Source organism: Arthrobacter sp. D5-1, assembly GCF_017357425.1.
Classification (GTDB): Bacteria; Actinomycetota; Actinomycetes; order Actinomycetales; family Micrococcaceae; genus Arthrobacter.
On the sequence record NZ_CP014571.1, the window covers coordinates 3,687,040 to 3,709,713 of the forward strand.

19 protein-coding genes are annotated in these 22,674 nt (G+C 62.6%); 7 read left to right on the top strand and 12 right to left on the bottom strand.

Translation table 11 applies throughout. The features are described from left to right. Window positions 1–18 precede the first annotated feature (18 nt). From AYX22_RS16980 to AYX22_RS17015, 8 genes are all read right to left on the bottom strand, one after another. Window positions 19–1,281, bottom strand: a complete 1,263-nt coding sequence (locus AYX22_RS16980; protein ID WP_207594432.1) for a glycosyl hydrolase family 28-related protein — start codon at window positions 1,279–1,281, stop codon at window positions 19–21. Between the two features lie 158 nt (window positions 1,282–1,439). Then, window positions 1,440–2,291 carry a hypothetical protein gene (locus tag AYX22_RS16985; protein ID WP_207594433.1) on the bottom strand — a complete coding sequence of 284 codons (852 nt, stop codon included), beginning with the start codon at window positions 2,289–2,291 and terminating at the stop codon, window positions 1,440–1,442. Between the two features lie 470 nt (window positions 2,292–2,761). Then, entirely contained in the window at window positions 2,762–4,345 is a 1,584-nt protein-coding gene (locus AYX22_RS16990; protein WP_207594434.1) for a glycosyltransferase family 39 protein, read from the bottom strand. Next, window positions 4,342–5,151, bottom strand: a complete 810-nt coding sequence (locus AYX22_RS16995; RefSeq protein WP_242703377.1) for a PIG-L family deacetylase — start codon at window positions 5,149–5,151, stop codon at window positions 4,342–4,344. Before AYX22_RS16995 ends, AYX22_RS16990 begins: the two co-directional genes overlap by 4 nt. After that, entirely contained in the window at window positions 5,129–6,238 is a 1,110-nt protein-coding gene (locus tag AYX22_RS17000; protein ID WP_242703378.1) for a glycosyltransferase family 4 protein, read from the bottom strand. Before AYX22_RS17000 ends, AYX22_RS16995 begins: the two co-directional genes overlap by 23 nt. A 56-nt stretch (window positions 6,239–6,294) precedes the next feature. After that, window positions 6,295–7,842 carry an oligosaccharide flippase family protein gene (locus AYX22_RS17005; RefSeq protein ID WP_207594435.1) on the bottom strand — a complete coding sequence of 516 codons (1,548 nt, stop codon included), beginning with the start codon at window positions 7,840–7,842 and terminating at the stop codon, window positions 6,295–6,297. A 46-nt stretch (window positions 7,843–7,888) separates the two neighbouring features. Then, window positions 7,889–9,331 carry a glycosyltransferase family 4 protein gene (locus tag AYX22_RS17010; RefSeq protein WP_207594436.1) on the bottom strand — a complete coding sequence of 481 codons (1,443 nt, stop codon included), beginning with the start codon at window positions 9,329–9,331 and terminating at the stop codon, window positions 7,889–7,891. Continuing rightward, the gene (locus tag AYX22_RS17015) at window positions 9,328–10,125 is read right to left on the bottom strand and encodes a glycosyltransferase (RefSeq protein ID WP_207594437.1); all 798 of its coding nucleotides are present in this window, start codon (window positions 10,123–10,125) and stop codon (window positions 9,328–9,330) included. Before AYX22_RS17015 ends, AYX22_RS17010 begins: the two co-directional genes overlap by 4 nt. A 193-nt stretch (window positions 10,126–10,318) precedes the next feature. On the opposite strand from AYX22_RS17015, the gene AYX22_RS17020 reads away from it, so the two are divergent. Continuing rightward, complete coding sequence (locus tag AYX22_RS17020; RefSeq protein ID WP_207594438.1) at window positions 10,319–12,538, top strand: S9 family peptidase; 2,220 nt, start codon at window positions 10,319–10,321, stop codon at window positions 12,536–12,538. 7 nt (window positions 12,539–12,545) lie between these two features. Here the strand turns inward: AYX22_RS17020 and AYX22_RS17025 are convergent, their stop codons facing one another. After that, a complete protein-coding gene (locus AYX22_RS17025) occupies window positions 12,546–13,355 on the bottom strand; it encodes a class I SAM-dependent methyltransferase (protein ID WP_207594439.1) in 810 nt (269 codons plus the stop codon). A gap of 19 nt (window positions 13,356–13,374) precedes the next feature. After that, on the bottom strand, window positions 13,375–13,758 hold the full coding sequence (locus AYX22_RS17030; protein WP_207594440.1) for an STAS/SEC14 domain-containing protein: 384 nt from the start codon (window positions 13,756–13,758) through the stop codon (window positions 13,375–13,377). A 208-nt stretch (window positions 13,759–13,966) separates the two neighbouring features. Between AYX22_RS17030 and AYX22_RS17035 the strand changes: the two genes are divergently transcribed. Continuing rightward, window positions 13,967–15,604, top strand: a complete 1,638-nt coding sequence (locus tag AYX22_RS17035; protein WP_207597630.1) for an ATP-binding protein — start codon at window positions 13,967–13,969, stop codon at window positions 15,602–15,604. A gap of 161 nt (window positions 15,605–15,765) precedes the next feature. Here AYX22_RS17035 and AYX22_RS17040 read toward each other — a convergent pair whose 3' ends face one another. Continuing rightward, a complete protein-coding gene (locus AYX22_RS17040; RefSeq protein ID WP_207594441.1) occupies window positions 15,766–15,936 on the bottom strand; it encodes a hypothetical protein in 171 nt (56 codons plus the stop codon). A 107-nt stretch (window positions 15,937–16,043) separates the two neighbouring features. Between AYX22_RS17040 and AYX22_RS17045 the strand changes: the two genes are divergently transcribed. Beyond that, window positions 16,044–17,096: a hypothetical protein gene (locus AYX22_RS17045; RefSeq protein ID WP_207594442.1), complete on the top strand. Its 1,053-nt coding sequence runs from the start codon at window positions 16,044–16,046 to the stop codon at window positions 17,094–17,096. A gap of 2 nt (window positions 17,097–17,098) precedes the next feature. Further along, window positions 17,099–18,652 carry an EAL domain-containing protein gene (locus tag AYX22_RS17050; protein ID WP_207594443.1) on the top strand — a complete coding sequence of 518 codons (1,554 nt, stop codon included), beginning with the start codon at window positions 17,099–17,101 and terminating at the stop codon, window positions 18,650–18,652. Here AYX22_RS17050 and AYX22_RS17055 read toward each other — a convergent pair. Next, window positions 18,645–19,223, bottom strand: a complete 579-nt coding sequence (locus tag AYX22_RS17055; protein WP_207594444.1) for a GNAT family protein — start codon at window positions 19,221–19,223, stop codon at window positions 18,645–18,647. The two genes, AYX22_RS17050 and AYX22_RS17055, sit on opposite strands and share 8 nt — an antisense overlap. A 108-nt stretch (window positions 19,224–19,331) precedes the next feature. On the opposite strand from AYX22_RS17055, the gene AYX22_RS17060 reads away from it, so the two are divergent. The 3 genes from AYX22_RS17060 to AYX22_RS17070 are packed head-to-tail and all read left to right on the top strand — an operon-like array spanning window position 19,332 to window position 21,786. Continuing rightward, window positions 19,332–19,796 carry a hotdog fold thioesterase gene (locus AYX22_RS17060; protein ID WP_207594445.1) on the top strand — a complete coding sequence of 155 codons (465 nt, stop codon included), beginning with the start codon at window positions 19,332–19,334 and terminating at the stop codon, window positions 19,794–19,796. A gap of 7 nt (window positions 19,797–19,803) precedes the next feature. Continuing rightward, complete coding sequence (gene paaK / locus AYX22_RS17065; RefSeq protein WP_207594446.1) at window positions 19,804–21,153, top strand: phenylacetate--CoA ligase PaaK; 1,350 nt, start codon at window positions 19,804–19,806, stop codon at window positions 21,151–21,153. Window positions 21,154–21,183: 30 nt separating this feature from the next. Continuing rightward, window positions 21,184–21,786 (top strand): TetR/AcrR family transcriptional regulator, encoded by a 603-nt coding sequence (locus tag AYX22_RS17070; RefSeq protein ID WP_089596031.1) that lies wholly within the window; start codon window positions 21,184–21,186, stop codon window positions 21,784–21,786. Window positions 21,787–22,674 lie beyond the last annotated feature (888 nt).

A 22,674-nucleotide genomic window follows, 5' to 3' on the forward strand; every position in this document is an offset into this window, starting at 1 on the left:
CAGGGTCAGTGGATCTCATCAGCACAACGCAGTGTAGGTATTCCGGGCATTGATGTTCCCTGTACCTGGAGGAAGACGATAGTCCCCCGAGTTGCACGCGGTGTTGTCCGTCATCGTCACGTACGTCACTGGCCTTTCGAAGTCAACGGCACCGCCCGTTGTCTTGATGTCATTATTCATAAAGGTGTTGCCCACAATCTGTATGTGGTGGATTTGCTCCGTGCCGTCATAGTATGCGTCGTGTAACCCACGCGGAGAGCCCCAGACGGTGTTACCCGTGAGATTGATGTTGTAGACGACGCCGGATCCTCCGGCGAGGTCAATCCCAGCACCATGCCGGCCTCCACGCACATTGTTGTTGGCGATCCGGATGTCGTGAACGTCTTCGTCGCCAAATGTGTGGACAGCTATACCGTCGTCACCATCCGTGCCTTTGCGCTGATCCACGATGTTTCCCACGATGTCACCGTCGCTGGTGTTCATCGCGTGGATGCCGTCCAGCTCCACGTACTTACCGTTTGTGGCTGACTGGGTGCTGCTGTCCCTGACACACCATCCGGAACCGCCAACAAAGGCGATCGAGTAAGTGAAGGGGTTCTTGGTATGGACGTCTTGGACGAGTGAGTTCCTGGACTCGCGGACATCAATGACGTACTCATTGAGGCGTCCCACAACATTGCCGTTCAAGGTGTCCCCGGAGTGGTCCGCTGTGAAGTGCGACAGCGTTGTATTGTCTGCACCAGCCGTAGTCACCAGGGGATATCCGCCGGCAGGTCCGGTGTTGTTCGTGAACGAAGGACCGGCCTTGAGGATTGTGCCCGGCCCCTGGCCTTCAAGCGTGACGTTGTTTTGCATCTGCAGTTTTCCATTGATGATGTAGGTTCCCGTTGCGAGTTTCACCACTCCTCCGCCGGCAATACCCGCCGCGTTGATTCTGCCTTGGATGCTTGCGGTGTCATCAATGGAGTCGTTGGGGGTGGCATTGACTGCGTAGGCGCTGGTGGAACTGCTGCCTGTGGCGCCGCTCTGGGCACAGGCAGAGGGCGCCGCGGCAACGGGCAGCGAACTCCGAACCGGCATGGCCGCTGCAGCCGGGATGGCAACGGGCGCCATCGACGTCAGTAACAAGAGCATGGGGCCCACGGCCGACAGGAGTCGAGGTGGACCCTGCTTCCGCCGATCCTCACGGCGCAATGGCCGGGCAGCTGTGAAGGAGGTGCTGCCCTTTGCACCGCTGGGTGACAGGGGCATGGGTACGGCGGCATTTTTGCCATTGGTCATGGATGTTCTCCTCATCGAACCTTGTCAGCAAGGCGACAACGCTATGTACGCAATTCCCGCGTCCACCCTGTGGTCGGCAGCGGGGTCCGCGGCCGACTCATCTAATAAGTGAGCGCAGCTCGCCGAACATGACGCAGGGCCGAGGACTGCCGCCAGAATCAGTGGCTCTGCTGGATGACCTCTTTGTAGTCATCCAGGGTGACCCCACCTTCGCCGTCGTCGAACAGATTCTCTTCAAAGCCGAACAGGAACATGGTCATTCCACAGTCCACGGCGTAGCCGGGAGCGGTCCGCAGTTGTTCGGCAAGACTGTCCGACAATGAGGAGCCGCCCGTAAACGGGAAGTCCGGCGGACCGGGGTTCTCCCCCACCAAGCCGAGTCCCGCACGTCGGGCCAAGGCGCTCGTATACCGCTGCGAGGACCAGGATGAGACGTCGTCCTTGACCGCCGTCTCTTCGTCGCCAGGGCTGCACCGATCCTGGCGCGGAGTGGTGGAACGGGCCGCGACTGCCGAGACGTCATCCAGTCCGGTGAAGTCAACGTCCACGCCGGGAACCATCGACAAGACGGCGAACTGTGCCAGGTAATCCAAGCCGCGCTCCTGGGCACCATCAGGGTTCGCCCGCCCATCCAGATGCCCGGCAACAGCCTTTGCTTTGTCAGCAGGCAGGACGCCGCGGCCTGCGACAGGAACGTGGACCCGTCCCTGATAACCCAGACTACGCAACGCCTTGACCTGCCACACCACTGCCTCCGCAGCCGATCCGGCGTACCAGTCCCACCACTCATGGACCTGTTGGCCAGTCACAGCCCGGCCATTCCATACAGCCGAGCCGGGTACCCATCCCGGCATCGGGGAGAGGGCCACCCCTTCGGCTAAACCCGTGCCCTTTTGTGGAGCGTCGCCGAACGCCCAAAACTCGCGCTCGTTGCCACCGTCGTCTGGCCCCGGATACCCCAGTTCCCCGCTGGAGTTTGTCCCGACCCTTATTGCTGCAATATTCTCCATTCCTTGGTCCGCCCCTAATCGCAAGACAAGGCGCGACAAGTACCTGTGGGCGGCTTTTCTCACCTCGGAGCTGAAGATCAGCTCGGCACCGCTGCCCCGTGGCACGCCTCCCTTGCTTCCCCTCAACTCACCACCAGGCAATCCTCGTACCCAAGCGGGCGGGTAGTGCAGACCGGGGGACAAAATCACCTTGATGCGGGCCTGACGGCACTGCTCCAGCTGTGCCACGACGGCGGCAATATACTGGCCATCCTCTCTTCCCTGGCGAGGCTCGAAACGGTCCCAAGCCACAGGCAGTTCCACGATCGAAACCCCGGCCTGGCGAAGCGCCGCGAGGCGTTGAGGTTCACAGGTTGCGCCTAAAACTCCAAATGCCAAAGGCTCCGGTACTGCGCGCTGGGAGCCAGCGCTGCATCCGGCAGCCATGGCAGCCATCACCGTCGACAGCACCAGCAAAAGGGCCACGCGCTTCACCTGTACCCACCTGATACAGGCGGCAGTACCAGTCCGCCTGCAACGGCCGCCTCCAGCTTGGTTCGATCCAATCGCCACACCACGGTCTCACCCGACGTTGGTCCACTAAAGGTAAAGACGGGCCGGGCATTGTTCTGCAGCCAGTCCAAAAAGCCAGGAGAAGCAAAACCGTACCCTTGGCTTAGCTGCCTGCCTTGGGTCAGAACGTATTGGGCGTCCCCGTCCCTCAAGGATTCCAACGAGGGCAGGACCTCCCAGTTCTCATGCGGAAGCAAGGCGAATTCACCCGTCACGGACGTCAAGCCCACTTTTGCCGACGCGGGCAGCTCGGCAATCATCCAATTCCTGGCCTGGATGAGCCCGTCATCCACTAAAGAGCGCGCTTGAACCCCCAGAAAAAGACTGAGGGCAGTGATGAGCGCCGTCGCAACAACCACCAACCGACCAAGCCGGGGCCGCCACGCCACCACCATCACTGCAGCCACAGGTAGTGACACCACGCCTGCAAGGACCACGCAGTAACCAAATTGTTCTTCTGCAGCACCAAAAAAGACCGAGTAGACGCCCACCAAGCCTGTGAATATCGAGAACAGACCGATAACGCGGCGATTGGCCGCAGGCGACGTGGCGGCAAGGGCGCCGGCCAGTACGGAAAGTCCCAAGAGCATGTAGCTGGTGCCGAACCGTCCCACTAGATCCACGAGGCGGTCTGCGAGGCTTACCTCGGAGACCGAGTTAAAACCGGTCATCTGAATGGCACCTACCATCCTCAGAATGCCTACCAATTTTTGGTCGACGAACTTTGGAAGAAGCCCCATGGAGGTCAGCAAACCAAGGTACACCGCATAGGGAACCAGGGCTGAGGCGAGAATCCGCCAGGCAGTCAACGGCGGTATGGTTCTGCGCCAGAACACCCCGGCGACGAACGGAACCACTGTGAACACGGCCGTCATGTCCTTCATGACGATGGCCAGCCCGAACACCAGGCCAGCGCTGATCTCCAGCCAGAGACGTGCCCGTCCTTTCCGGCGGTCAAGCACCACGAGGACCAGAAGCCAGCCCGTCAGAACGGCCAAACCTGCCGGCGTCTCCATCATTAAACGGCCATCCATGCGGAGGACAAAGGGATCGCTTGCCAGGACCACCCCTGCCACCGCGGCAGCTCCGATGCCCACCAGGCGGCGAACCACCAGGAAGCACACCACCACCGTCACTGCCCCCAGGATGCTGTTGACCCACCGCAATTGCAGCGCCAGGTCCATCGAACTCCCTTGAAGGCCCAAGCCACGGATGACCAGGGCGTTGAGGGCGTAGGTGCCCGGAGGATGCAGGAAAAAGGGAGTGCCCAGAATTGTTGGCATCTGCCCGTCTGCCATCTGTTGGGCCAAATCTGCGTACGTCACTTCGTCGATGAAGACATCATTTGCCCGCTGGACTCCGAATAGCCGAAATACCAGAGCCAGCACTCCCACAAGCGCTGCGACCCAGAGCGGGTGCCGGATTACCTGACGCCGTTTCCCGGCAGACCGGCGTGCTGTGAACTTTAGCGCTGGCGCATCAGCGCGGTGAAGCGAAGTCATCGCACGCCTGACGGCACTGCGGGCACAAAGTAGGTTTCCGGAATCAAAGGGATCTCCCCTGCAGGAAACAAGGCGTCGGCCTGCGTGGCATACTGTCGGATGCGGCCGGGCTTAGTATCCAGGCCCATGTCCCAGGACCACCGCACAAACCCCCTGTTGGACAGGTACGCTTCATCCGGTCCGGCCAACAGGTCGTAGGGAAAATCCGAGTACATCACGAGATTTGCAGGGTGGTCCCTGCCAAGGTCGCGGGTAATCAGATGGTCAACATGACGGCCCACTCCCGCGGGGCAAAAGAGCAGCTCCGCCCCGGTCAGCTGCAAGAGCCCGGCGACCCGTGCGCGAAGCAGACGTATCATCTCCCGGTCTCCCCGGGAGACTCTGCCCAAGGCGATGTCGAACCGGTAGGTGGGGTATCTGTGCGTCAGTTCCGGAAGAAGCCTGTCCCAGGTGCTGCTTCCCAACCTGGGTGGCTTGCTCCGGCGTCGAAACAGCGCATCCACTTCCCCTAGATGCAGGGACTGGACTCCCATGTCTTCCAGCACGGCCCGGTCCTCCGACCTCCTGGCCTCGAAGAGTTCCCCGGCATCCGGGACCGTGCACTGACGCAGGAACGAGCCTGCCGCGCGGGTGTGCGGAGCGGGAGATGACTCAGTGAAAAGAGTCGCAACGACGATCTGACGCCTCTGGGCCTGCGCTTCGATGAGAGCCCCGCAGGACAACACAGCATCGTCCAGATGGGGTGACAAGAACAGCCATGGAGCGTCTCCGGCCATGGAACGATCAACTCTGGATTGGAACGGCATTCAGGCCCTTTTCTGCGCGGCGGAGTTGCTCCTGCCGGGGTTGGGAGGTGTTCAATTCACCCAGTGCGGTGACGTAGGCCTGAGCCTGCAAATCTGCGAGCGCATCCCAGTTGTAGCCGGCGGCAAACCGGCGTCCTTCCACTGCCACGTGCTCCAGCCCTGGCTGGGAATAGCGGGTGGCAATCTCATGGGCGAAAGCAGTGACGTCAAAGGGGGTGACAAGCCATCCGGTCCCGGCAGGGAGGATCTCTCTGAGGCACGGGATATCGAAAGCAATCACTGGCGTACCAGCAGCCAAGGCATCAATGGCCACCAAGCCGAACGTCTCGTGCCGGGAAGGCACCGCCACCAGACGGGCCTCGCTGATGGTCCTTAACTTCGCCTCCCCGGACAACCAGCCCAGCAGCTGAACACGTTCGGACAGACCGGCTTCTTTCACGGCTGCACGCAATCTGTCTTCGTCCTGACCGGTGCCGGCAATCAGCAGATTTCCCTCGACCCTGCTGCACGCTTGGGACCAAGCCTGCAGGAGGAGGTCAAGCCCCTTATGCCCGTACTCCAGACGGCCGATGAAGAGGACATCCTTCCCAAGGCGCGGCGGGGTGCTCCACACACAGGGGTCCACACCGTTGCCGATCACGTCCACATGAACGTCTGGATTCAGTTTCTTCAACCTTTCGGCTATGCCTTGCGAGACAGCGATGAGTCTTCGGTGCTTTCGTACCCCCAGCCGCTCTATCCAATGCAGCGGCAACTTGTACTGCCGCGCCTTGTCCCTGGCATGGAGCCACTGGACAACCCCAATGGTGGGGCGTTGGGTCCATAGCGGGGCTGCCATGGTGGAAAACGGGGCGAAGAAATCTTCCACCACCAAGTCAACCGATGATCGGCGCCGGCTCACTTCGAAAGGCAGCCGTGCCACGTACGCCACCAACCGGGTCAGTCGATTGCGGCCGGATCCATACCCGATCGGCACGTAGCGCACGCCGTCCTCCACGCGTTCCGTCCAGCCCGGATACCGGGTGGTGAGCACCGTGATGTGATAACCCTTGTCTGCAAGCCGACGGTTGATTTCGTGCGTCCGCACGGATCCCCCTCCGGCCCCCGGCATGCGCGGATCTTCGAATCCCAAATGCAAAACTCTCATAGCTGTCTTTCCATCCTTCGGGCGTTGGGAGGCCACGTACTGTGGTCGCCGTGACTATGGCGGTCACCTCCGCGCTTGGAACCCCGACGGCGGCCGGCAGCCCGGCTGCCAGAGTGCCGTCGTCGTCGAATTTTGAAGTCGTTCCCGTGTGGCAACAGCCTCCGCTGGTGAGCGAGAACGAAGAGGCCGCTGACAGTGGCCAGGGCCAGCCACACCAGTGGCTGGAGTGAGGCGGCCACAGCCAGCGCCACTATCAAGGCGACGGCCAGAACCAGGAACGGGCCGGCTCCCCGGCCGGGGTGTGCCGCAATGAGTACCGGACGTGCCAGGAGCGCCAGAACCACGCCCGCTGCCAGTGCGCCCACAGCGGAGCCCACAGCCATGCCCGTGACCGCGTTCAACTGCCAACCAACCCAGAGTCCAACCACCACCAGGAGACACGCACAAGCGAGGCCGATCTGGCATCGGCGGTAGGCGCGCAGGGCCAGGAGAACCGTGGAAAGCACCATGAGGACCGCGTAACCAAGACCGGAAGCAGCCAGCCACGGCAGGAGCCCCAGGGAGCCGTGGTACTTCTGCGGCACGATGAATCCGGCCATCAGTGGTGGAGCTGTGGCGATGATGGCGAAAGCCACCACGGCAAGTTGCCCGAACGACGCGAAGGCAGCACCAAGAACCTCGCCCGCGTTGGCATCGGGCGTGCGAAGCAACGGGAAGGCCACCAAAGCGGTTCCGGCTGCCACGTAGACAGGCCCTTTGGCGATGGTGGCAAGCGCCTGGAAACCTGCTGCATCGGCCGATCCGCTGTCCAGGAAGCCGACCACCACGACGTCGACACCCACCAGCACGGAGACAACGCCGAGAACGGAGGCGATGTCACTGGTCTCGGCCCATCTCCACTTCTCCAGCACAACCCGCGGACGCCACCGTAAGTCCCGGTAGAAGGACCACGGCACTATTAACGGCGCCAGGCACCCCACTACGAAACCTAGGACCCCTCCCCCGGCACCCCATGCCATGGCGATCACCACCACGCTGAAGATCAGCCTCAGGAGAACCTCGCCCACAGTGGACAGCGCGTACCAGGTGAAACGGAGCTCACCCTGCAACCAGCCAGCGGGTGCATTCGCCACGAAGATGACAAAGGCCGCCAACGCCACCACTGCGGCCAGGACGGGGTCGGCGAGCGCGAGCGTCACGCTGCCTGAGATCACTGCAGCGGCAACGCCCGCCAGGCAGGACACGAAGACCGAGAAGGCCACGCCATTACGCCGTTCCTCGGAGCCTGCCGGGTGGACGGCAACAACGTGCGACAAGGGAAGCGGGACCAAGGCATTGGCCACGATCCCCACCACCCCCAGGATCATCGCCGCGGCGGCGAAGATCGTGTATTCCGCGGTATCCAGCATGGTGGCCATGAGAAGCGTGCAGGCGTAGCTCATCACGCCTACAACCCCTGCGGACACGGCAAGGAAGCCGCTGTTTGCTGCAATACCCGGGTCTTTTTCCGAAGCCCTGCGGTGTGACCGGGGTCTTTCCCGCACAGCAAGAGTCATTGTTTTCTGGGATAAATCCATGGATGAACGTCCGCTACTGGCCGTCAAGAGCATCGGCGGGAGCGAAGGCGCTCCCTGGGCCGGCCAGCAAAGCAGTGCGTCCGGCGGAACGGAGTTCGGCAGACGTCACGCCGATCTTCTGCATTGCCGCGAAGGCCTCAAACTCGTCACGGCCCTTCATCAGCACGGCGACATGTCCATCATCCGCAACTGCAACTTCATCCGTCCGGTGCAGGATGGACTGAAGATCAGCATCTTCAGGCAACACGAACCGGGCCAGGGTGGAAAGGTCCGAGTGGCACCACCCTGCATCCGCGCCGTCGCGCCGTATCTTCTCCTCCTCCAGAACTGCGCCTGTGAGCAGTCTGGTGCTGCGGTCCCAGGTGAAGCAGCGGGCCCATTCCCGGCACTCGGCTGAGACCAACGCTTCCGAGTCCGGCTCACTCAAGGCGGTGAGGGCCTCAACCATGGCGGCGCCAAATTCCTGGGGAGTATCCACCAGCCAACCGGTTCTGCCTTCCACTACGGAGTCCCGTATGCCTGGAACACGCAGGGCCAGGCAGGGCACGCCCCACGCGGCGGCTTCGATCACCGAGCAGCCCCAACCTTCTGACGCCGAGGTGGAGGCAGTCAGCCAAGCCCGGCTCAACAACCTGTCACGGACCTCATTGGGCTGGTAGCCATGGAACGTTACTTCGTGGTCCAGGCCAAGGTCTGTGGCCAACTGCTGCAACCGCGCCCGCTCCGGGCCGTCCCCCACAATGTCCATCCGCAGCTTCGGAATGCTCCGCACTGCCACGGCGAACTGGCCCATCAGCAGGTCCAGCCTCTTGTGCGGCACCAGGCGGCTGACGACGGCGATGGTCGGGTGGGGTGCACGGGCGGCAACCTCGTCCGGAATGTCGATGGTTCCGTTCGGAACCACGTGGACGGGACCCGAAAAACCGAGTTTCCTCAGTTCCAGCCGGGTAGAGGGTGAAACCGCCACAATGGATCGCTTGCCGTACACCGTCTTGGCTCCCGAACTTTCCAGGAACCGGCCCACGGCGGCCATAGGTGGCGAGAACCTTGTGCGGAACTGCTCCTGGTGGACGTGGTGGATTACCTGGATGATCGGCAGGTCCCGGGGCAGGAACAAGGGCGAAAAGAACGGTATCCCGTTTTGGCAGTCCACCACGGCATCAAATTGCCCGCCGTTCCGCAGGAGCCTGAGCGCGGCGTGTCCATAAGTGGACAGGGCTCCGCCTCCGCGCAGGATGCGGATGCCGTCAATGACATCCTCAGGTGACTGGCCGTCGTCGCGCCCTGTAAACCAGGTGACCTGGACGCCGTTCTGCACCCACCTCTTGGAAATCTCATGCATGTACTGCTCGGCGCCGCCGGCTTGTGAGTGCTGGACGTCGCGCCAGTTGAGGACCAGCACGTGCTTTCCGGCGAGAAGGGTTGGTGAGTTGATGTCAGGAAGGCCGGACATCATGGTGTTGCCCTCTGGAGTTGGATCACCGAGGCAAAGCTGGCCACCCCATCCTGGAAGGGACGGAACGTTGATGCAGCTCCATCGGTCCATGCCACGGGAAGTTCGATGATGCTGGCGTTGTTGTCCTGCAGGCGCAGCAGAAGCTCAACGTCGAAGGCGAAACCAGTGCTGCGGCACTGAACCATGGCTGCTGTGAGGGCATCGCGTTCGAAGAATTTGAAGCCGCACTGGGTGTCCTGTATGCCCTTGACCTTTGATTTGGTCAGCGCCCGGAAGGCCGTGCCGCCCACCCTTCGTCCGAGGTGTTGGGGCCGGACCAGGGTTGAGCCGGGTGCGTGGCGGGAAGCGATCACCGCTGCTGCACCGTCTGAGAGATGGGCCATGGCCTCGGTGAGGGTTTCCAGCGGCGTGGCGAGGTCGGCGTCGAAAAAGCCCGTGAACCTGGACGTGCCGCTGAGGAGGCCGCGACGGACTGCCGCTCCCTTCCCCTTCCGTGAGCACCCCACCACGGAAATGGGAACTGCGTCCCCCTCTTCCCGAGAGATCCTGCGGACCACTGCGGCGGTCTCATCAACGCTTCCGTTGTCCACCACAACAATCCGCGAAGACCACGGCTGGTTGGCCAGGAAATCGACCGTCTGTTTCAAGGTGTCGGGGATTCTCGCGGCCTCGTTGTAGGCGGGAATGACCACCTCCAGATCCACGCGGGAGCGGCGCAGCGAGTCTGAATGTCGGCGCGCCTGCAGGCTCCCTCTCTTGCCTATGTGCACACTGTGCTGTTGAAGAAGGACCATCTGAACCTCCATATATCCGGGTACGGCACAAAAACGTGCTCGCAATATAAGGAGTGGGGGCACCCCGGAAGTCATGACGCCAATCCAGCCGTAGTGCTCCAAGTCATGGACCACTCTCAATACCGGGAGCGGTGCCGGGCGCTCTGAGCGAAATTGCTGGTTCCTTGTCTGACCCCGTCTATAGAGTGGCCACATGAGCCACACATCTTCCGTCCCTGCCGCTGCTCCGGAACCAACAGCGGTGCCTCCTGTCGCCAAGCGGGTCCCCACACGCCGTGAACACCACGGCGACGTTTTTGTGGACAACTACGAGTGGCTCAGGGACAAGGAATCCGTTGAGGTGGTGGACCTCCTGAAGGCCGAAAACGCCTACCAGGAAGCCGTCACAGCGCACCAGGAACCATTGCGGGAAGCCATGTTCCAAGAGATCAAGGGCCGCACCCAGGAAACGGATCTGTCCGTGCCCAGCCGCAAGGACGGCTGGTGGTACTACAGCCGTTCGGTGGAAGGGAAGGAGTACAGCATCCAGTGCCGCGTCCTGGCCCACAACACCGGGGACCCCGTAGCGGACTGGACGCCCCCGTCCGTGGTGCCCGGCGTGGAAATCGACGGCGAACAGATCCTCCTGGACGGCAACATCGAAGCCGAGGGCCAGCCGTTCTTCAGCGTGGGCGGTGCCGCGGTGACAGTTGACGGCAACCTTTACGCCTATGCCGTGGACAACTCAGGCGACGAACGGTTCACCCTCAGGATCAAGGACCTGCGCACCGGGGAGCTCCTCCCGGACATCATCGAGGATATTTTCTACGGAGTGGCCTTCTCCCCCGACGGCACGCGCCTCTTCTACACGGTGGTGGATGATTCGTGGCGCCCCTACCAGGTGAAGGCCCACGTCCTGGGTACGCCGGTGGCCGATGATCAGGTTCTCTACCAGGAGGACGACGTCGCCATGTGGCTGGGGTTCGATCTCTCCGCGGACAGACGGCACTTGGTGCTCAGCATCGGCTGTTCGGAGTTCAGCGAGACGCAACTGCTCCGCTTCGACGACTACGACGCCGGCCTCAGCACTGTGATCTCCCGCGACCACCATATTCTGTACGAGGCTGAGCCCTTCCTCCTGGACGGCAGGGAAACACTCCTCCTGACCCACAACAAGGACGCCATCAACTCGATGGTCAGCCTGGTGGACCCCGCTGAGCTGACCAAGCCGCTGGCAGAGCAGGACTGGCGTACCGTCGTCGAACATTCCAACGACGTCCGGGTCAACGGCGCCGGCGTGACATCCACGCATTTGGTGCTCTCCGTTCGTAAGGACACCATCGAACGGGTCCAGGTGCTGCCCTTGGCCGGCCTCGGCACCGAGGCCCAGGGTGCGCCGGTGGAACCGGCCTTTGACGAAGAGCTCTACACCGCCGGGGTGGCAGGTTCGGACTACGAGGCGCCGGTCATCCGCATGGGCTACACGTCCTACTTCACGCCGTCGCGCGTCTACGACTTTGTGCTCCCCACCGCCGGACTGCCATCCGGCCAGCTGCTCCTCCGCAAGGAAAGCCCCGTCCTGGGCGGCTACACGGCGCAGGACTACGTGGCTACCCGCGAATGGGCAACGGCCGACGACGGCACCCGGGTCCCGCTGTCAGTGCTGCGTCACGCGTCGGTACAGCAGGACGGCACGGGCGCAGGGCTGGTCTACGGCTATGGCTCGTACGAGATGAGCATGGATCCAGGCTTCGGCGTAGCCCGCTTGTCCCTCCTGGACCGCGGCATCGTCATGGTGATCGCCCACATCCGGGGCGGCGGCGAATTGGGCCGCCAGTGGTACGAGGACGGCAAGAAGCTCACCAAGAAAAACACCTTCACCGACTTCATCGCGGCCACCGATTGGCTGGCTGGATCGGGGTGGGTTGACCCGTCCCGCATCGCGGCGATGGGTGGATCGGCGGGAGGATTGCTCATGGGAGCAGTCGCCAACATGGCCCCGGAAAAATACGCTGCCGTGGTGGCACAGGTGCCGTTCGTGGATGCGCTGACCACCATCCTGGATCCCGAGCTTCCGCTCTCCGCCCTGGAATGGGAGGAATGGGGAAACCCGATCACGGACCCAGAGGCCTACGCCTACATGAAGTCCTACACTCCGTACGAGAATGTGGGGGCCGTTGCCTACCCCAAGATCGCCGCGGTGACATCCTTCAATGACACCCGGGTGCTGTATGTCGAGCCTGCCAAATGGGTTCAGGCACTGCGCTCCGTGTCTACCGGTTCCGAGCCGATCGTCATGAAGATCGAAATGGACGGCGGGCACGGCGGGGCCTCGGGCCGGTACGTCCAGTGGCGTGAGCGGGCCTGGGACTACGCGTTCGTCGCCGACTCCCTTGGAGCCACCGAACTCCTGCCTGGAGCCGGCCTGAAGTAGGAGTTTTTTAGCGCTGGCGGGCCCGGAGGAGTGCGAAGTATCCAGGGATCAGGTCCGGGGTTGACGGATTGCTCAGCGGGCGCGTCTCGATGCTCGCCGAGCCTTCAACAATAAGGTTCCAGTCCGCCGCCGCGAAGGCCTTGGCCCGTTGTGCCGCCCCGAACCGGCCGGGCATCGGCAGCCCGCGGATGGCCCACTCCAACGGGGCGGGAATGGAATTGCGGGTGGCACCCAGATGGCTGACGTAGTCCACCGGCGTGCCCGGAAAGTTGGTTTCAGTCAGGAACACGCCTCCGCGGGTCCCGACGACGGGCAGCAGGTTCGCAGCCAACGCGGCGCGGCCGCTTCGGTCCAGAACGTGCAGGACACCACGGATGAAGATGTTCGCATCCCCCGTCCAGCCTGCCGCTTCGAGGGCCGTAGCGACAGTCTGCGCTGCGTCCGGTGCCGTCATGTCGCAGACCGCATATGACGCCGTCGTGGTTCCTGCTGACTCCTGCCGTGCCCGCTCAACCGCGTTTGCAGAGTAGTCCAGCCCTAATGCGTGCGGGAAGTGTTTGGCCAGCAGGCGCGTGAAACTGCCGTTGCCGCATCCGACGTCCACCACGGGCAAAGACGGGTCCAACTTAGCCATTTGGGGGAGGTAGCCGTTGAGTTCATGGTCGCTGCCCGAGTCCCACAGGACGTCGCCAGTGGCACCGGTTGAGCGGATATCGCCCCAAAACCGGTCCCAGGCAGTGCGGGGATCCTTGGGCGCAGCGGAAGAGAGCCTGATGAGGCGGGGAATCAGCAGGTACTTCCTGAAAGCGGAGAACATTCTCCAAATATAGGTGGCCCTACGCCTCCACCAGCCACTCCAACGCCTCTGTTTCAGAAGTGAAGAACTTGGTGGGGCACGGAGGCTTCATGATGCCCAGAAAAAAGTTGGCAATGACCCTGTCCACCGGAGATGAGCCCCAGAGCGCGATGCGGTTGGCCTGGCACGGTTTGGCAAACACGGAACGGGCACCCCGGGTGACATCGTCCGTGGTGGCCATGTCAACGATCATGGGATGGCGTTCCTCGCCGCAGAGCTCGTTCACCCGGTCCATGGCCCGCTGGGCGTCAGGTTCCTTGATCCTTGCCCCGCGCGGCCATGTCAGGCGAAGAATGCCTTGTTCTTCGAGCTCCAGCTCGAACGTCACCTGTTGGTGGTCCTGCGGTGTTGCTGGGTGGTCCACAGTGCTCCTCGCGCGGTTGGTGCTGCTGCAGCGGGTTACCTCTGCTGACACCCTCAAGGCTGTCGAATCCACAGGGCAAAGTAAAGGTGTGTCCCAGGACTCATCCAACCCATTTGCCGCGTGGTCACCTTTGGCCGCAGTGCCGCTGATAGGGTGTTGCCACATCATGAAAACACCGTGAATGAACCGTTGGAACGGAAGGGGCTCAGTGGGCGAGACCGTTGCCGGCGTACAGCATGCCCGCTCCGCCGTAGTGGCGGATTCAGACAAGGACCGTTTGGCCGCGACGACGGCCGCCCTTGCCGCCGCGGGATTCAGCGTGTTCCCCGCCGTGGATGCCGCCGCCCTGGCCGCCCATCTACAGCACCAGCGCCCCTCGGTTGCGGTGGCTGAGAGTTCCCTGGCACACGGACTGCGCAGCCCCGGGGTTCCCATGCTCCTGGTCCTTGCCTCCCAGGAATCCCTTGACCTCCGGGAAGTGGAATCCTGGCGCGTAGCGGACTACGTCATCAGCCCCGTGCAATCCGGGGAACTGGTCCACCGGGTTGAAACCCTTATCGGCCGGGCCGCCGAGCGCGCCCGTTCACGCGGCGAAATCGAAGCACTGCGCGAAAGCCTCCGCAATGTCTCCTCGGCGATCCGGGAGACCAATGATCCCCAATTGATCTCAGACCACGTGGTGCGTGGCTTCGGGGAGGCGCTGGACGTGGACCACGTATGGTTTGCTACCTTCCGCGACGAACGTGTTCCCACCATTCGTGCACAGTGGAACCGTCTTGGCCTTCCGCTGCTTCCCGCGAGGCTGGGTGAGAGCGAAAACGCCATTATCGAGGCCGCCAACAGGCTGTGGGCGGATGCGGACGTCCTGGCGGTCGCGGACCACCGCGAAGACCCCGACTCCAGGATCGCCACGGCACTGCGGGAGTGGTCAGGCGAGCTCGACCCTGTGTCCACCGTCCTTCTCCCCGTGGGTGAGGGAGCGACGGCGTTGGGCATCATCCTGCTCTCCACCGTCCGGGAACGGCACGATTGGACCCGCCCCGAGATCGCGCTGATGCAACACGTGGCCGGGAACGTGGCCCACGGACTCATCCAAGGCCACCTCATCAGCGCCCAACAGCGGGTCCTGCACCAGTTGAGGCAACTGGACAAGGCCAAGACCGACTTCCTGGCCACCGTCAACCATGAACTCCGGACTCCGCTGACCTCCATCACCGCCTACTTGGACATGATCCAGGACGGATCCGGCGGGCCGGTTCCCGACGGCATCAGGAAGATGCTCGATGTCATCGCCCGGAACTCCAACCGCCTCCGCAGGCTCATCGAGGACATGCTTACCGTGTCCATGCAGGACGGCAGCAACCTGGACCTCAAACCGGTGGATATTGCCAAGCTCCTCCAGGTGGTGGTGGCCACGCTTCGGCCGCTGGCAGAGTCCCGCCACGTTTCGTTGTCTTTTACCGATGGGACTGACGACATCGAGGTTACGGCCGACGAAGCGAAGCTGGAGCAGGTGTTCACCAACATCGTGGCCAACGCCATCAAGTTCACGCCCGAGGGCGGAAGGGTGGGCATCACCAGTTCGGTCTCGGACTCGGAGGGCGGCGGGCTGGCGCTGGTAGAGATCGCAGACAACGGCCTGGGCATTCCCGAGCACGATCTCCCCCACATCTTCACCCGCTTCTACCGGGCCTCCAACGCAACATCCGCGGCGGTCCCCGGCAGTGGGCTCGGACTGGCGATAGCGCACGACATCATCAGCCGCCACATGGGCCGCCTCCTGCTGGACTCCACCCTGGGGTCAGGCACCACGGTATCCGTGGAGTTGCCGGTGGGCGGGCCGTAGTCAAGCCCCTGCCCGGCGTGACAGGCGTGTCAACGTGAGGTCCGTACCAGTGCTCTACGGTCACTAATGCTCGACATACTGCGAAACAAAATTGATGCCCCGGGCCGCAGCCCGGGGCATCAATTGACGTTATATGGCCTTGAGAGGCGCTCCCCCAATGTTTAGTTCGGCCACCAACCGATGCTGGTGGTGTTCGTCTTAGTAGTGGTGAAGCTGTTGGGCCACCAACCGATTGCCGTGCTGTCCTGCGTGGGCTCGGCATTAGCCGGGGCAGCGAAACCCGTTACTGCCAGAACCGCCGCCATGAGCAGGGTTGCCGCAAATTTTTTCATCCGCTATGCCCTTTCGTACTGATGCGAATTTGTTGTCTGTGACTTGAATAAAGTCACGGTGCAAACTATACGAGCTTTTCTTCCGCAATGACATGGATAATGGGCACATGCAAAGTCCGCACCTCGCCTCCCACTTCGTTGCCGGTCTCACGGCACGCGCCAAGTGGAAGGAGCGGGATTTCGGCGAGGCCTACCGCCTGGCCGGAGAGGCTGCCGGACTGTCCACCGCGGCCGGAGATGACGAGTCCTGGTGGAACATGCGGTACCTGCAAGCGGAATGCCTCCGGGACCAAGGCCGCATTGAGGAATACCTCAACGTCGCCATGGAGCTCAACAACCACAGCCTGACCGCGTCCTCGCCCGAACTCGGGGCCAAAGCAGGAACCATGGTTGCCGTGGCATTCCAAGGCCTGGGCAGGCTCCCCGAGGCTGCCACCATGGCTGCAGAGGCGGCCAAACTTGCGGCCGGGGACGCCGAGTTGCTGTACGTTCAGATTCTCGCCCAGCGCGCCCTGATCGCGGCATTGGCGGAGAGCCGGCTCCTGAACGATGCCTGGCGCGAATGCCTCGTCCTGGAAACCCTGCTGACGGACGACGTCGACGAAGACACTGCCGGCAAAGGCTATTGGGTGATTGGCAACGTTGCCTTTCTTGCCAATCGTGTTGCCGACGGCGGCCTTTACCACGATCTGGCGGCCGAACGGCTTTCACCGTCCAAGGACGTTGATTTGTGGGCACGCTTCAACAGGGCATCAGCGGAAATGCGCCTTCAGGCAAAACTCAGTGATGCCGCAACCCTCCGCTGCATTGAAAGGGCAGAGCTCGCCACGGATATTGTGGGCGGCTCTGAACGGGACCACTTGGAAATGTCGCTGGTCCGCGCCCACTGGTATTTTCTCAGCGGCGATATGCAACAAGCCACCGCTATCCTTGAACCCCTGTGCGCCCGCTCCTCCATTCTGGCCACGCAAACCTCGGCGGAAGCACATTTCCTCTTGGCCAGGACCTTGCTTGAATCCGATCGACGGCAGGATGCACTGGTGACGTTCGAAAAAGCTGCCATGCTGTTCGAACAGGCTGCATTGCCCGAACGCAGCGCAGCCGTTCGGGAGTACCTTCGAAATAGCGATGAACAACGAGGCGAGCCACACGGGGGGTGAGCATGTCCGAAGGGAAAATGTACTCCGGCAACGACCCGCGCCTTGGGCTGCTCCTGGACGGAATCGTGAGGTTGGCCGCCGGGGATCTCAACACCAGAATCGAAGTCTCAGAGGCACGGGACGAAATCGATGCCGTGATCATGGGCACCAACCTCCTGGCCGAGGATCTCCAGATCGTTTACGAAGAGTTGGAGCAACGGGTGCGTGCCCGTACCCAGCAGTTCAATGAAGCCCACTTGGCGATGCAGCACATGGCAATGACTGATCCCCTCACAGGCCTGAACAACCGCTCAGCATTTGCCACGGCACTCAGCGAAGCCCAGTCCAGTGGGGCGCAGAGCGGCCGAAAGGCAGCCATCCTCCTCCTGGACATGGACGGGTTCAAAGCGATCAACGACTCCCTGGGGCACACTATCGGGGACAAGGTCCTGGAGACGGTGGCCTATCGGATCACCGGCGCCGTGCGGGATCAGGACATGGTGGCCCGCATGGGCGGAGACGAATTCGCGGTGCTGATCCCCGACGTGACTCCCGCTATCGCCGCCTCCATCGGCAACCGTATCCTTGCCGCAGTGGTGGGCGTTATGGAAGTCGAGGGCCATCACCTGCGTTGCGGTGCCAGCATGGGCCTCCGGATGGCCGATCCCGGCCACCGCGCGGAGGAACTGATGATGGAAGCAGACATCGCCATGTACGAATCCAAGGCCGACGGACGTGGCAAGCTCAAAGTCTTCGAACCCGCTATGCTGCACGCCAGGCAAATGCGGAACCAACTGGTGGGCGAACTCAAGGAAGCGATATCCGGCTCCCAGCTGGTGCTCTACTATCAGCCGATCATCCGGTTGGATACCCGCGAAATCGAGGGTGTGGAGGCGTTGGTCCGTTGGAACCACCCCACCCGCGGTCTCGTCATGCCGGACGAGTTCATTCCCATTGCAGAGGAAACCGGAATGATTTCCGATCTGGGCGGCTGGGTGCTCCGCACCGCCGTCGGGCAGTTGAAGCAATGGCGCACCGATCCCCTCACGTCGGGCCACAACTTCAGCATGCGCATCAACGTTTCGGCGGCGGATCTGCAGCGGCTGGAGTTCATTGAAGACGTCCGCGAGGCTTTGGCGTCCGCCGGGCTGGACCCGTCGCTCCTGGTCCTGGAACTGACAGAGAGCGCAGTCATTCAAGGTAATGACTTGGACCGCTACACGCTCAACAGCCTGCGCCGACTGGGTGTGGGACTGGAAATCGACGACTTTGGCACCGGCTACTCCTCCATCAGTTACCTGCGCCAGCTTCCAGTGGACACCGTCAAAGTGGACCGGACCCTGCTCTCAGCACTGGGCAGCGACCCCTCGCAACCCGCGCTGCTGGCCGCCGTGCTGCAGCTGATCCGGGCTTGCGGTTTGGCTGCGGTGTGGGAGGGCGTCGAAAGTGCCGACCAAGCCGAGTATCTCCTCAGCATCGGGTGCACCAGCGGCCAAGGGTACTACTTCAGCAGGCCGCTGCCTGAAGAGCAGCTGACCGAGCAGTTGAAGCACCACAAGACGTGGCCCGTCAGTTGATGGTCCGCGTCCATGGATGGTGGCGGGTCCGCCACTCGGAGTCGAGAATCGCGTAGATGTTCTCCGTGGCCCACTGGCCCTTGTAGTGCCAGTTGTCCACCAGCGTCGCTTCCAGGCGCATGCCCAGGCGCTTGGCGATGCCGGCCGATCCTTCATTGAGGGCATCCAACTTGGCGTCAACGCGGTGGAATGAGAGTGTCTCGAACGCAAGCCTCAACACGGCTTCCGCGGCTTCGGTAGCAATGCCGTGGCCCTGGGCATCAGGATGGAGAATCCAGCCCACCTCTGCCTGCCCTGTCCCCTCAAGCCATTTCAGCACCACCTCGCCCATGAGGCCCGGGTGGTCCTTCCTCTCGATGGCCAGGCAAATCCAATCTCCCTCCTGGTTGAACTCGAAGTTGGCGTACCGGCCCAGGACTTCCATGGATTTGGTCCTGGTCAGCTCATTGCGCAGAAGGAACCGGGCAGTTTCGGGAAGCGACTGGTATCCGTGGAAGCGATCGAGGTCCTCGGCTTCGAAGCGGCGCAGAATGAGTCGGTCTGTGGTGATGGGGAGCTCAATTTCGGGCATGTCTCCGAGGCTACTAGGTGTAGGCGAATACTGGTCCAGTCTTGACACGTGGCGCGATCTGGGATTACCTAATGAACATTCGGTAAATAAAGCTGGAGGCAATGACGCATGGTTGAAACAACCCTCTCCGGTGCATCGCACCACATCCTGACGAACGACTACGCGTCAGAATGGATGGGCATCGAGGTCCTCAAGCTCGACGACGGGCACGCCACCATCCGCATGCACCTCCGCCAGGAGATGCTCAACGGATTCGGCATGGCCCACGGCGGAATGATCTTCGCCTTCGGGGACACCGCCTTCGCGCTGGCCTGCAACCCAGCCAACCCCACGCCCAAGCAAGCCGCCAACATCACGGTGGCGTCCGGCGTCGACATCAACTTCATCAAGCCCGCGTTCCAAGGCCAGGTGATCACCGCCGTCGCAAACCGCCGCGCGAGCACCGGCCGAAGCGGCCTGTACGACATCCAGATCTACGCAGCTGCGCCCGACGCCGATTCAGCCCCCGACGCCGGGCATGGTGAACTCATTGCCGAGTTCCGTGGCCGCAGCCGCACCATCTCCAAGAAGTAGGAACCCCATGACGCAGAACACCGTGGCCGCACCCGCAGTTTCCTCCTCAAAAGCAACTGCCCCCGTGCTGGACCGTGAAGAAACCATCTCCCGCGACGAACTCGAGGCCCTGCAGCTCACCCGCCTGAAACACACCGTGGCGTACGCCTACGATCGCGTGCCTCTGTACAAGCGCAAGTTCGACGAAGCCGGCGTGCACCCCTCGGACCTCCGCGAGCTGAGCGACCTGGGGAAGTTCCCCTACACCACCAAGGAAGACCTCCGCCTGGAATACCCGTTCGGCATGTTCGCCGTCCCCCAGGACCAAGTGGCACGCATCCACGCGAGCTCCGGCACCACCGGCCGCCCCACCGTGGTTGGCTATACCAAGCAGGACCTCGCCAACTGGGCAACCTTGGTGGCCCGCTCCTTCCGCGCCTCCGGAGTCCGGCCCGGCATGAAGGTCCACAACGCCTACGGATACGGCCTCTTTACTGGCGGCCTCGGCGCACACGCCGGTGCTGAAGCGCTCGGCTGCACCGTCATCCCCATGTCCGGTGGCCAGACCGAACGCCAGATCCAGCTCATCCAGGACTTCAAACCGGACGCCATCCTTGCCACGCCCACCTACTTGCTGACCATCGCCGACGCCATGGCGCACCAAGGCATCGACCCCACCTCCACGTCACTCAAGTACGCCGTCCTGGGTGCCGAGCCGTGGACCGAAGAAATGCGCCACGAGCTCGAAACCACCATGAACATCAAGGCCTCGGACATCTACGGGCTCTCCGAAGTCATGGGCCCTGGCGTGGCCGGCGAAGCCGTTGAGACCCAGGACGGCTGCCACATCTGGGAGGATCACTTCCGCCCCGAAATCATCGACCCGTTCGATCACTCCACGGTCCTGGGCGACGGCGAACCCGGCGAACTCGTCTTTACTTCCCTGACCAAGGAAGCGCTCCCGATCATCCGGTACCGCACCAAGGACCTCACCCGCCTGCTCCCCGGCACCGCCCGCCCGGCGCACCGCCGCATGGGCCGCATCACCGGCCGCAGCGATGACATGATCATCCTCCGCGGCGTGAACCTGTTCCCGTCGCAGATCGAGGAAATCGCGCTCCGCATCCCGGAACTCAGCCCGCATTTCCAACTCGAAATCACCCGTCCCGAGGGCAAGCGCATGGATTCGCTGACCGTTAAGATCGAGCGCCGCGAGAACGTTTCCACCGATGCGGGCACGACGGCGGCGCACACCTTGCGTGAGCAGATCAAGATCCACATCGGGTCATCTTGCGTAGTGGACGTAGTAGAGCCCGGTTCCCTTGAGCGGTCCAACGGCAAGCTTCGCCGGATCTACGACATGCGCCCCAAGGGCTGACCTTGCTTGAGATCGTGAGAAAATGCCAGCATGCCTACTGAGACCACCACCAAGCGCGGACGGCCCGGTTACGACCAGCAGTCGGTGCTCCGCATCGCCGTCGACGTCTTCAACCGCCACGGGTACGATGCTACGTCCATGGGCATCCTGGCCGAGAACCTCGGGATCTCGAAGTCGGCTATCTACCATCACGTGCCGTCCAAGGGCGATCTGCTGAAGCTCGCCCTGGACCACGCGTTGGGCGGCCTTGAGGCCATCCTCGAGGAGCCTGCCGCCACGTCCGGGCCCGCCGATGCGCGGCTGGAGTTCGTGCTGCGGCAGACCATTGCGGTGCTGGTGGACCGGTTGCCCTTCGTCACGCTTCTCCTGCGACTCCGAGGCAACACGGAGATTGAGCGCGACGCCTTGGAACGCCGCCGCGCGTTCGACCACAAGGTAGCCGAACTCATCTCCGCCGCCCGCGAGGACGGCTCCCTGCGGCAGGACATCGATCCGCGCACCGTGACGCGCCTGCTGTTCGGCACTATCAACTCGATCGTGGAATGGTACAAGCCGGGCGGCTCGCTGTCCCCCGAGAAGCTCGCGGACGACGTCATCACCATGGCCTTCGACGGCCTCCACACGGCCGCCTGACCCTCTCTCACATCCCAAGGGCTTGAGCCGAACCCTCTCTCACCTCCCAAGGGCTTGAGCCGAACCCTCTCTCACCTCCCGCGCGCTCCCGTCCATCCCTCTCTCACATCCCAGGGGCTCCCGACGCCAGAGTCCGTGGTCTATCCATCCGGGCCCTTGCTCGGGTGCACCGGGTATCGAGGAGGACGGTCCGTTAGGCACTCGCGGCTGCGGTAGCGCCTGACCGGAAAGCCCCGGCGCGGCGGGCGACGAAGCTGGGTCCCTTGAAGGCTGCCCTTGACGCGAAGCTGCTCGCTGATCTGGATGCTCCACCAACGCAGCGCCATACCGCGCAAAGGGTTTTGACCGTCTGGTTGATGAACACCAGGCGGTCATTTCGTATTCATCGGTTCGTCAACACGTCAAAGCACGCCGGGCCATCATCGCGGTTGAGTCGGGCAATGCGCCGGTGGAACCGTTCGTGCCGCAGGAACACGCTCCGGGTGCGGAGGCGGAGGTGGACTTCGGCGATGTGTGAGTGGATCTGGACGGCGGGCAGACTCGTTGTTACATGTACGCTTTCCGGCTTAGCAACTCTGGAAAGTCCGTTCATGGGATATATCCGACCTGCGCGCAGGAGGCTTTCTTGGAAGGCCATATCGAAGCGTTCAACACTATTGGTGCTGTCTCTGCCCGGCATATCCGGCATGACAACTCACCTCGGCGGTGACCGATTTCATCGAAAAAGTGGTCCCGAAACGGGTTGCCATTCTCACTGGGCTTGGAAGCATCGAAAACGGTTTGAGGAGTCAGACCAGGTCACGAAAAATGGGTTTGGCGACAGGTCACAGTCGACAGGCAGCTTCGTCGGACGGTCTCGTGTCCGCCCACAACCGAAACGTCGAACGC

What these genes read in the sequence shown, in the direction of transcription:
- AYX22_RS17040 (WP_207594441.1), bottom strand. Translation starts at nt 15,936, where the DNA reads ATGAAAAAATTTGCGGCAACCCTGCTCATGGCGGCGGTTCTGGCAGTA.
- AYX22_RS17050 (WP_207594443.1), top strand. Translation starts at nt 17,099, where the DNA reads ATGTCCGAAGGGAAAATGTACTCCGGCAACGACCCGCGCCTTGGGCTG.
- AYX22_RS16990 (WP_207594434.1), bottom strand. Translation starts at nt 4,345, where the DNA reads ATGACTTCGCTTCACCGCGCTGATGCGCCAGCGCTAAAGTTCACAGCA.
- AYX22_RS16980 (WP_207594432.1), bottom strand. Translation starts at nt 1,281, where the DNA reads ATGACCAATGGCAAAAATGCCGCCGTACCCATGCCCCTGTCACCCAGC.
- AYX22_RS17060 (WP_207594445.1), top strand. Translation starts at nt 19,332, where the DNA reads ATGGTTGAAACAACCCTCTCCGGTGCATCGCACCACATCCTGACGAAC.
- AYX22_RS17045 (WP_207594442.1), top strand. Translation starts at nt 16,044, where the DNA reads ATGCAAAGTCCGCACCTCGCCTCCCACTTCGTTGCCGGTCTCACGGCA.
- AYX22_RS17020 (WP_207594438.1), top strand. Translation starts at nt 10,319, where the DNA reads ATGAGCCACACATCTTCCGTCCCTGCCGCTGCTCCGGAACCAACAGCG.
- paaK (WP_207594446.1), top strand. Translation starts at nt 19,804, where the DNA reads ATGACGCAGAACACCGTGGCCGCACCCGCAGTTTCCTCCTCAAAAGCA.
- AYX22_RS16985 (WP_207594433.1), bottom strand. Translation starts at nt 2,291, where the DNA reads ATGGAGAATATTGCAGCAATAAGGGTCGGGACAAACTCCAGCGGGGAA.
- AYX22_RS17010 (WP_207594436.1), bottom strand. Translation starts at nt 9,331, where the DNA reads ATGATGTCCGGCCTTCCTGACATCAACTCACCAACCCTTCTCGCCGGA.
- AYX22_RS17015 (WP_207594437.1), bottom strand. Translation starts at nt 10,125, where the DNA reads ATGGTCCTTCTTCAACAGCACAGTGTGCACATAGGCAAGAGAGGGAGC.
- AYX22_RS17070 (WP_089596031.1), top strand. Translation starts at nt 21,184, where the DNA reads ATGCCTACTGAGACCACCACCAAGCGCGGACGGCCCGGTTACGACCAG.
- AYX22_RS17055 (WP_207594444.1), bottom strand. Translation starts at nt 19,223, where the DNA reads ATGCCCGAAATTGAGCTCCCCATCACCACAGACCGACTCATTCTGCGC.
- AYX22_RS16995 (WP_242703377.1), bottom strand. Translation starts at nt 5,151, where the DNA reads ATGCCGTTCCAATCCAGAGTTGATCGTTCCATGGCCGGAGACGCTCCA.
- AYX22_RS17025 (WP_207594439.1), bottom strand. Translation starts at nt 13,355, where the DNA reads ATGTTCTCCGCTTTCAGGAAGTACCTGCTGATTCCCCGCCTCATCAGG.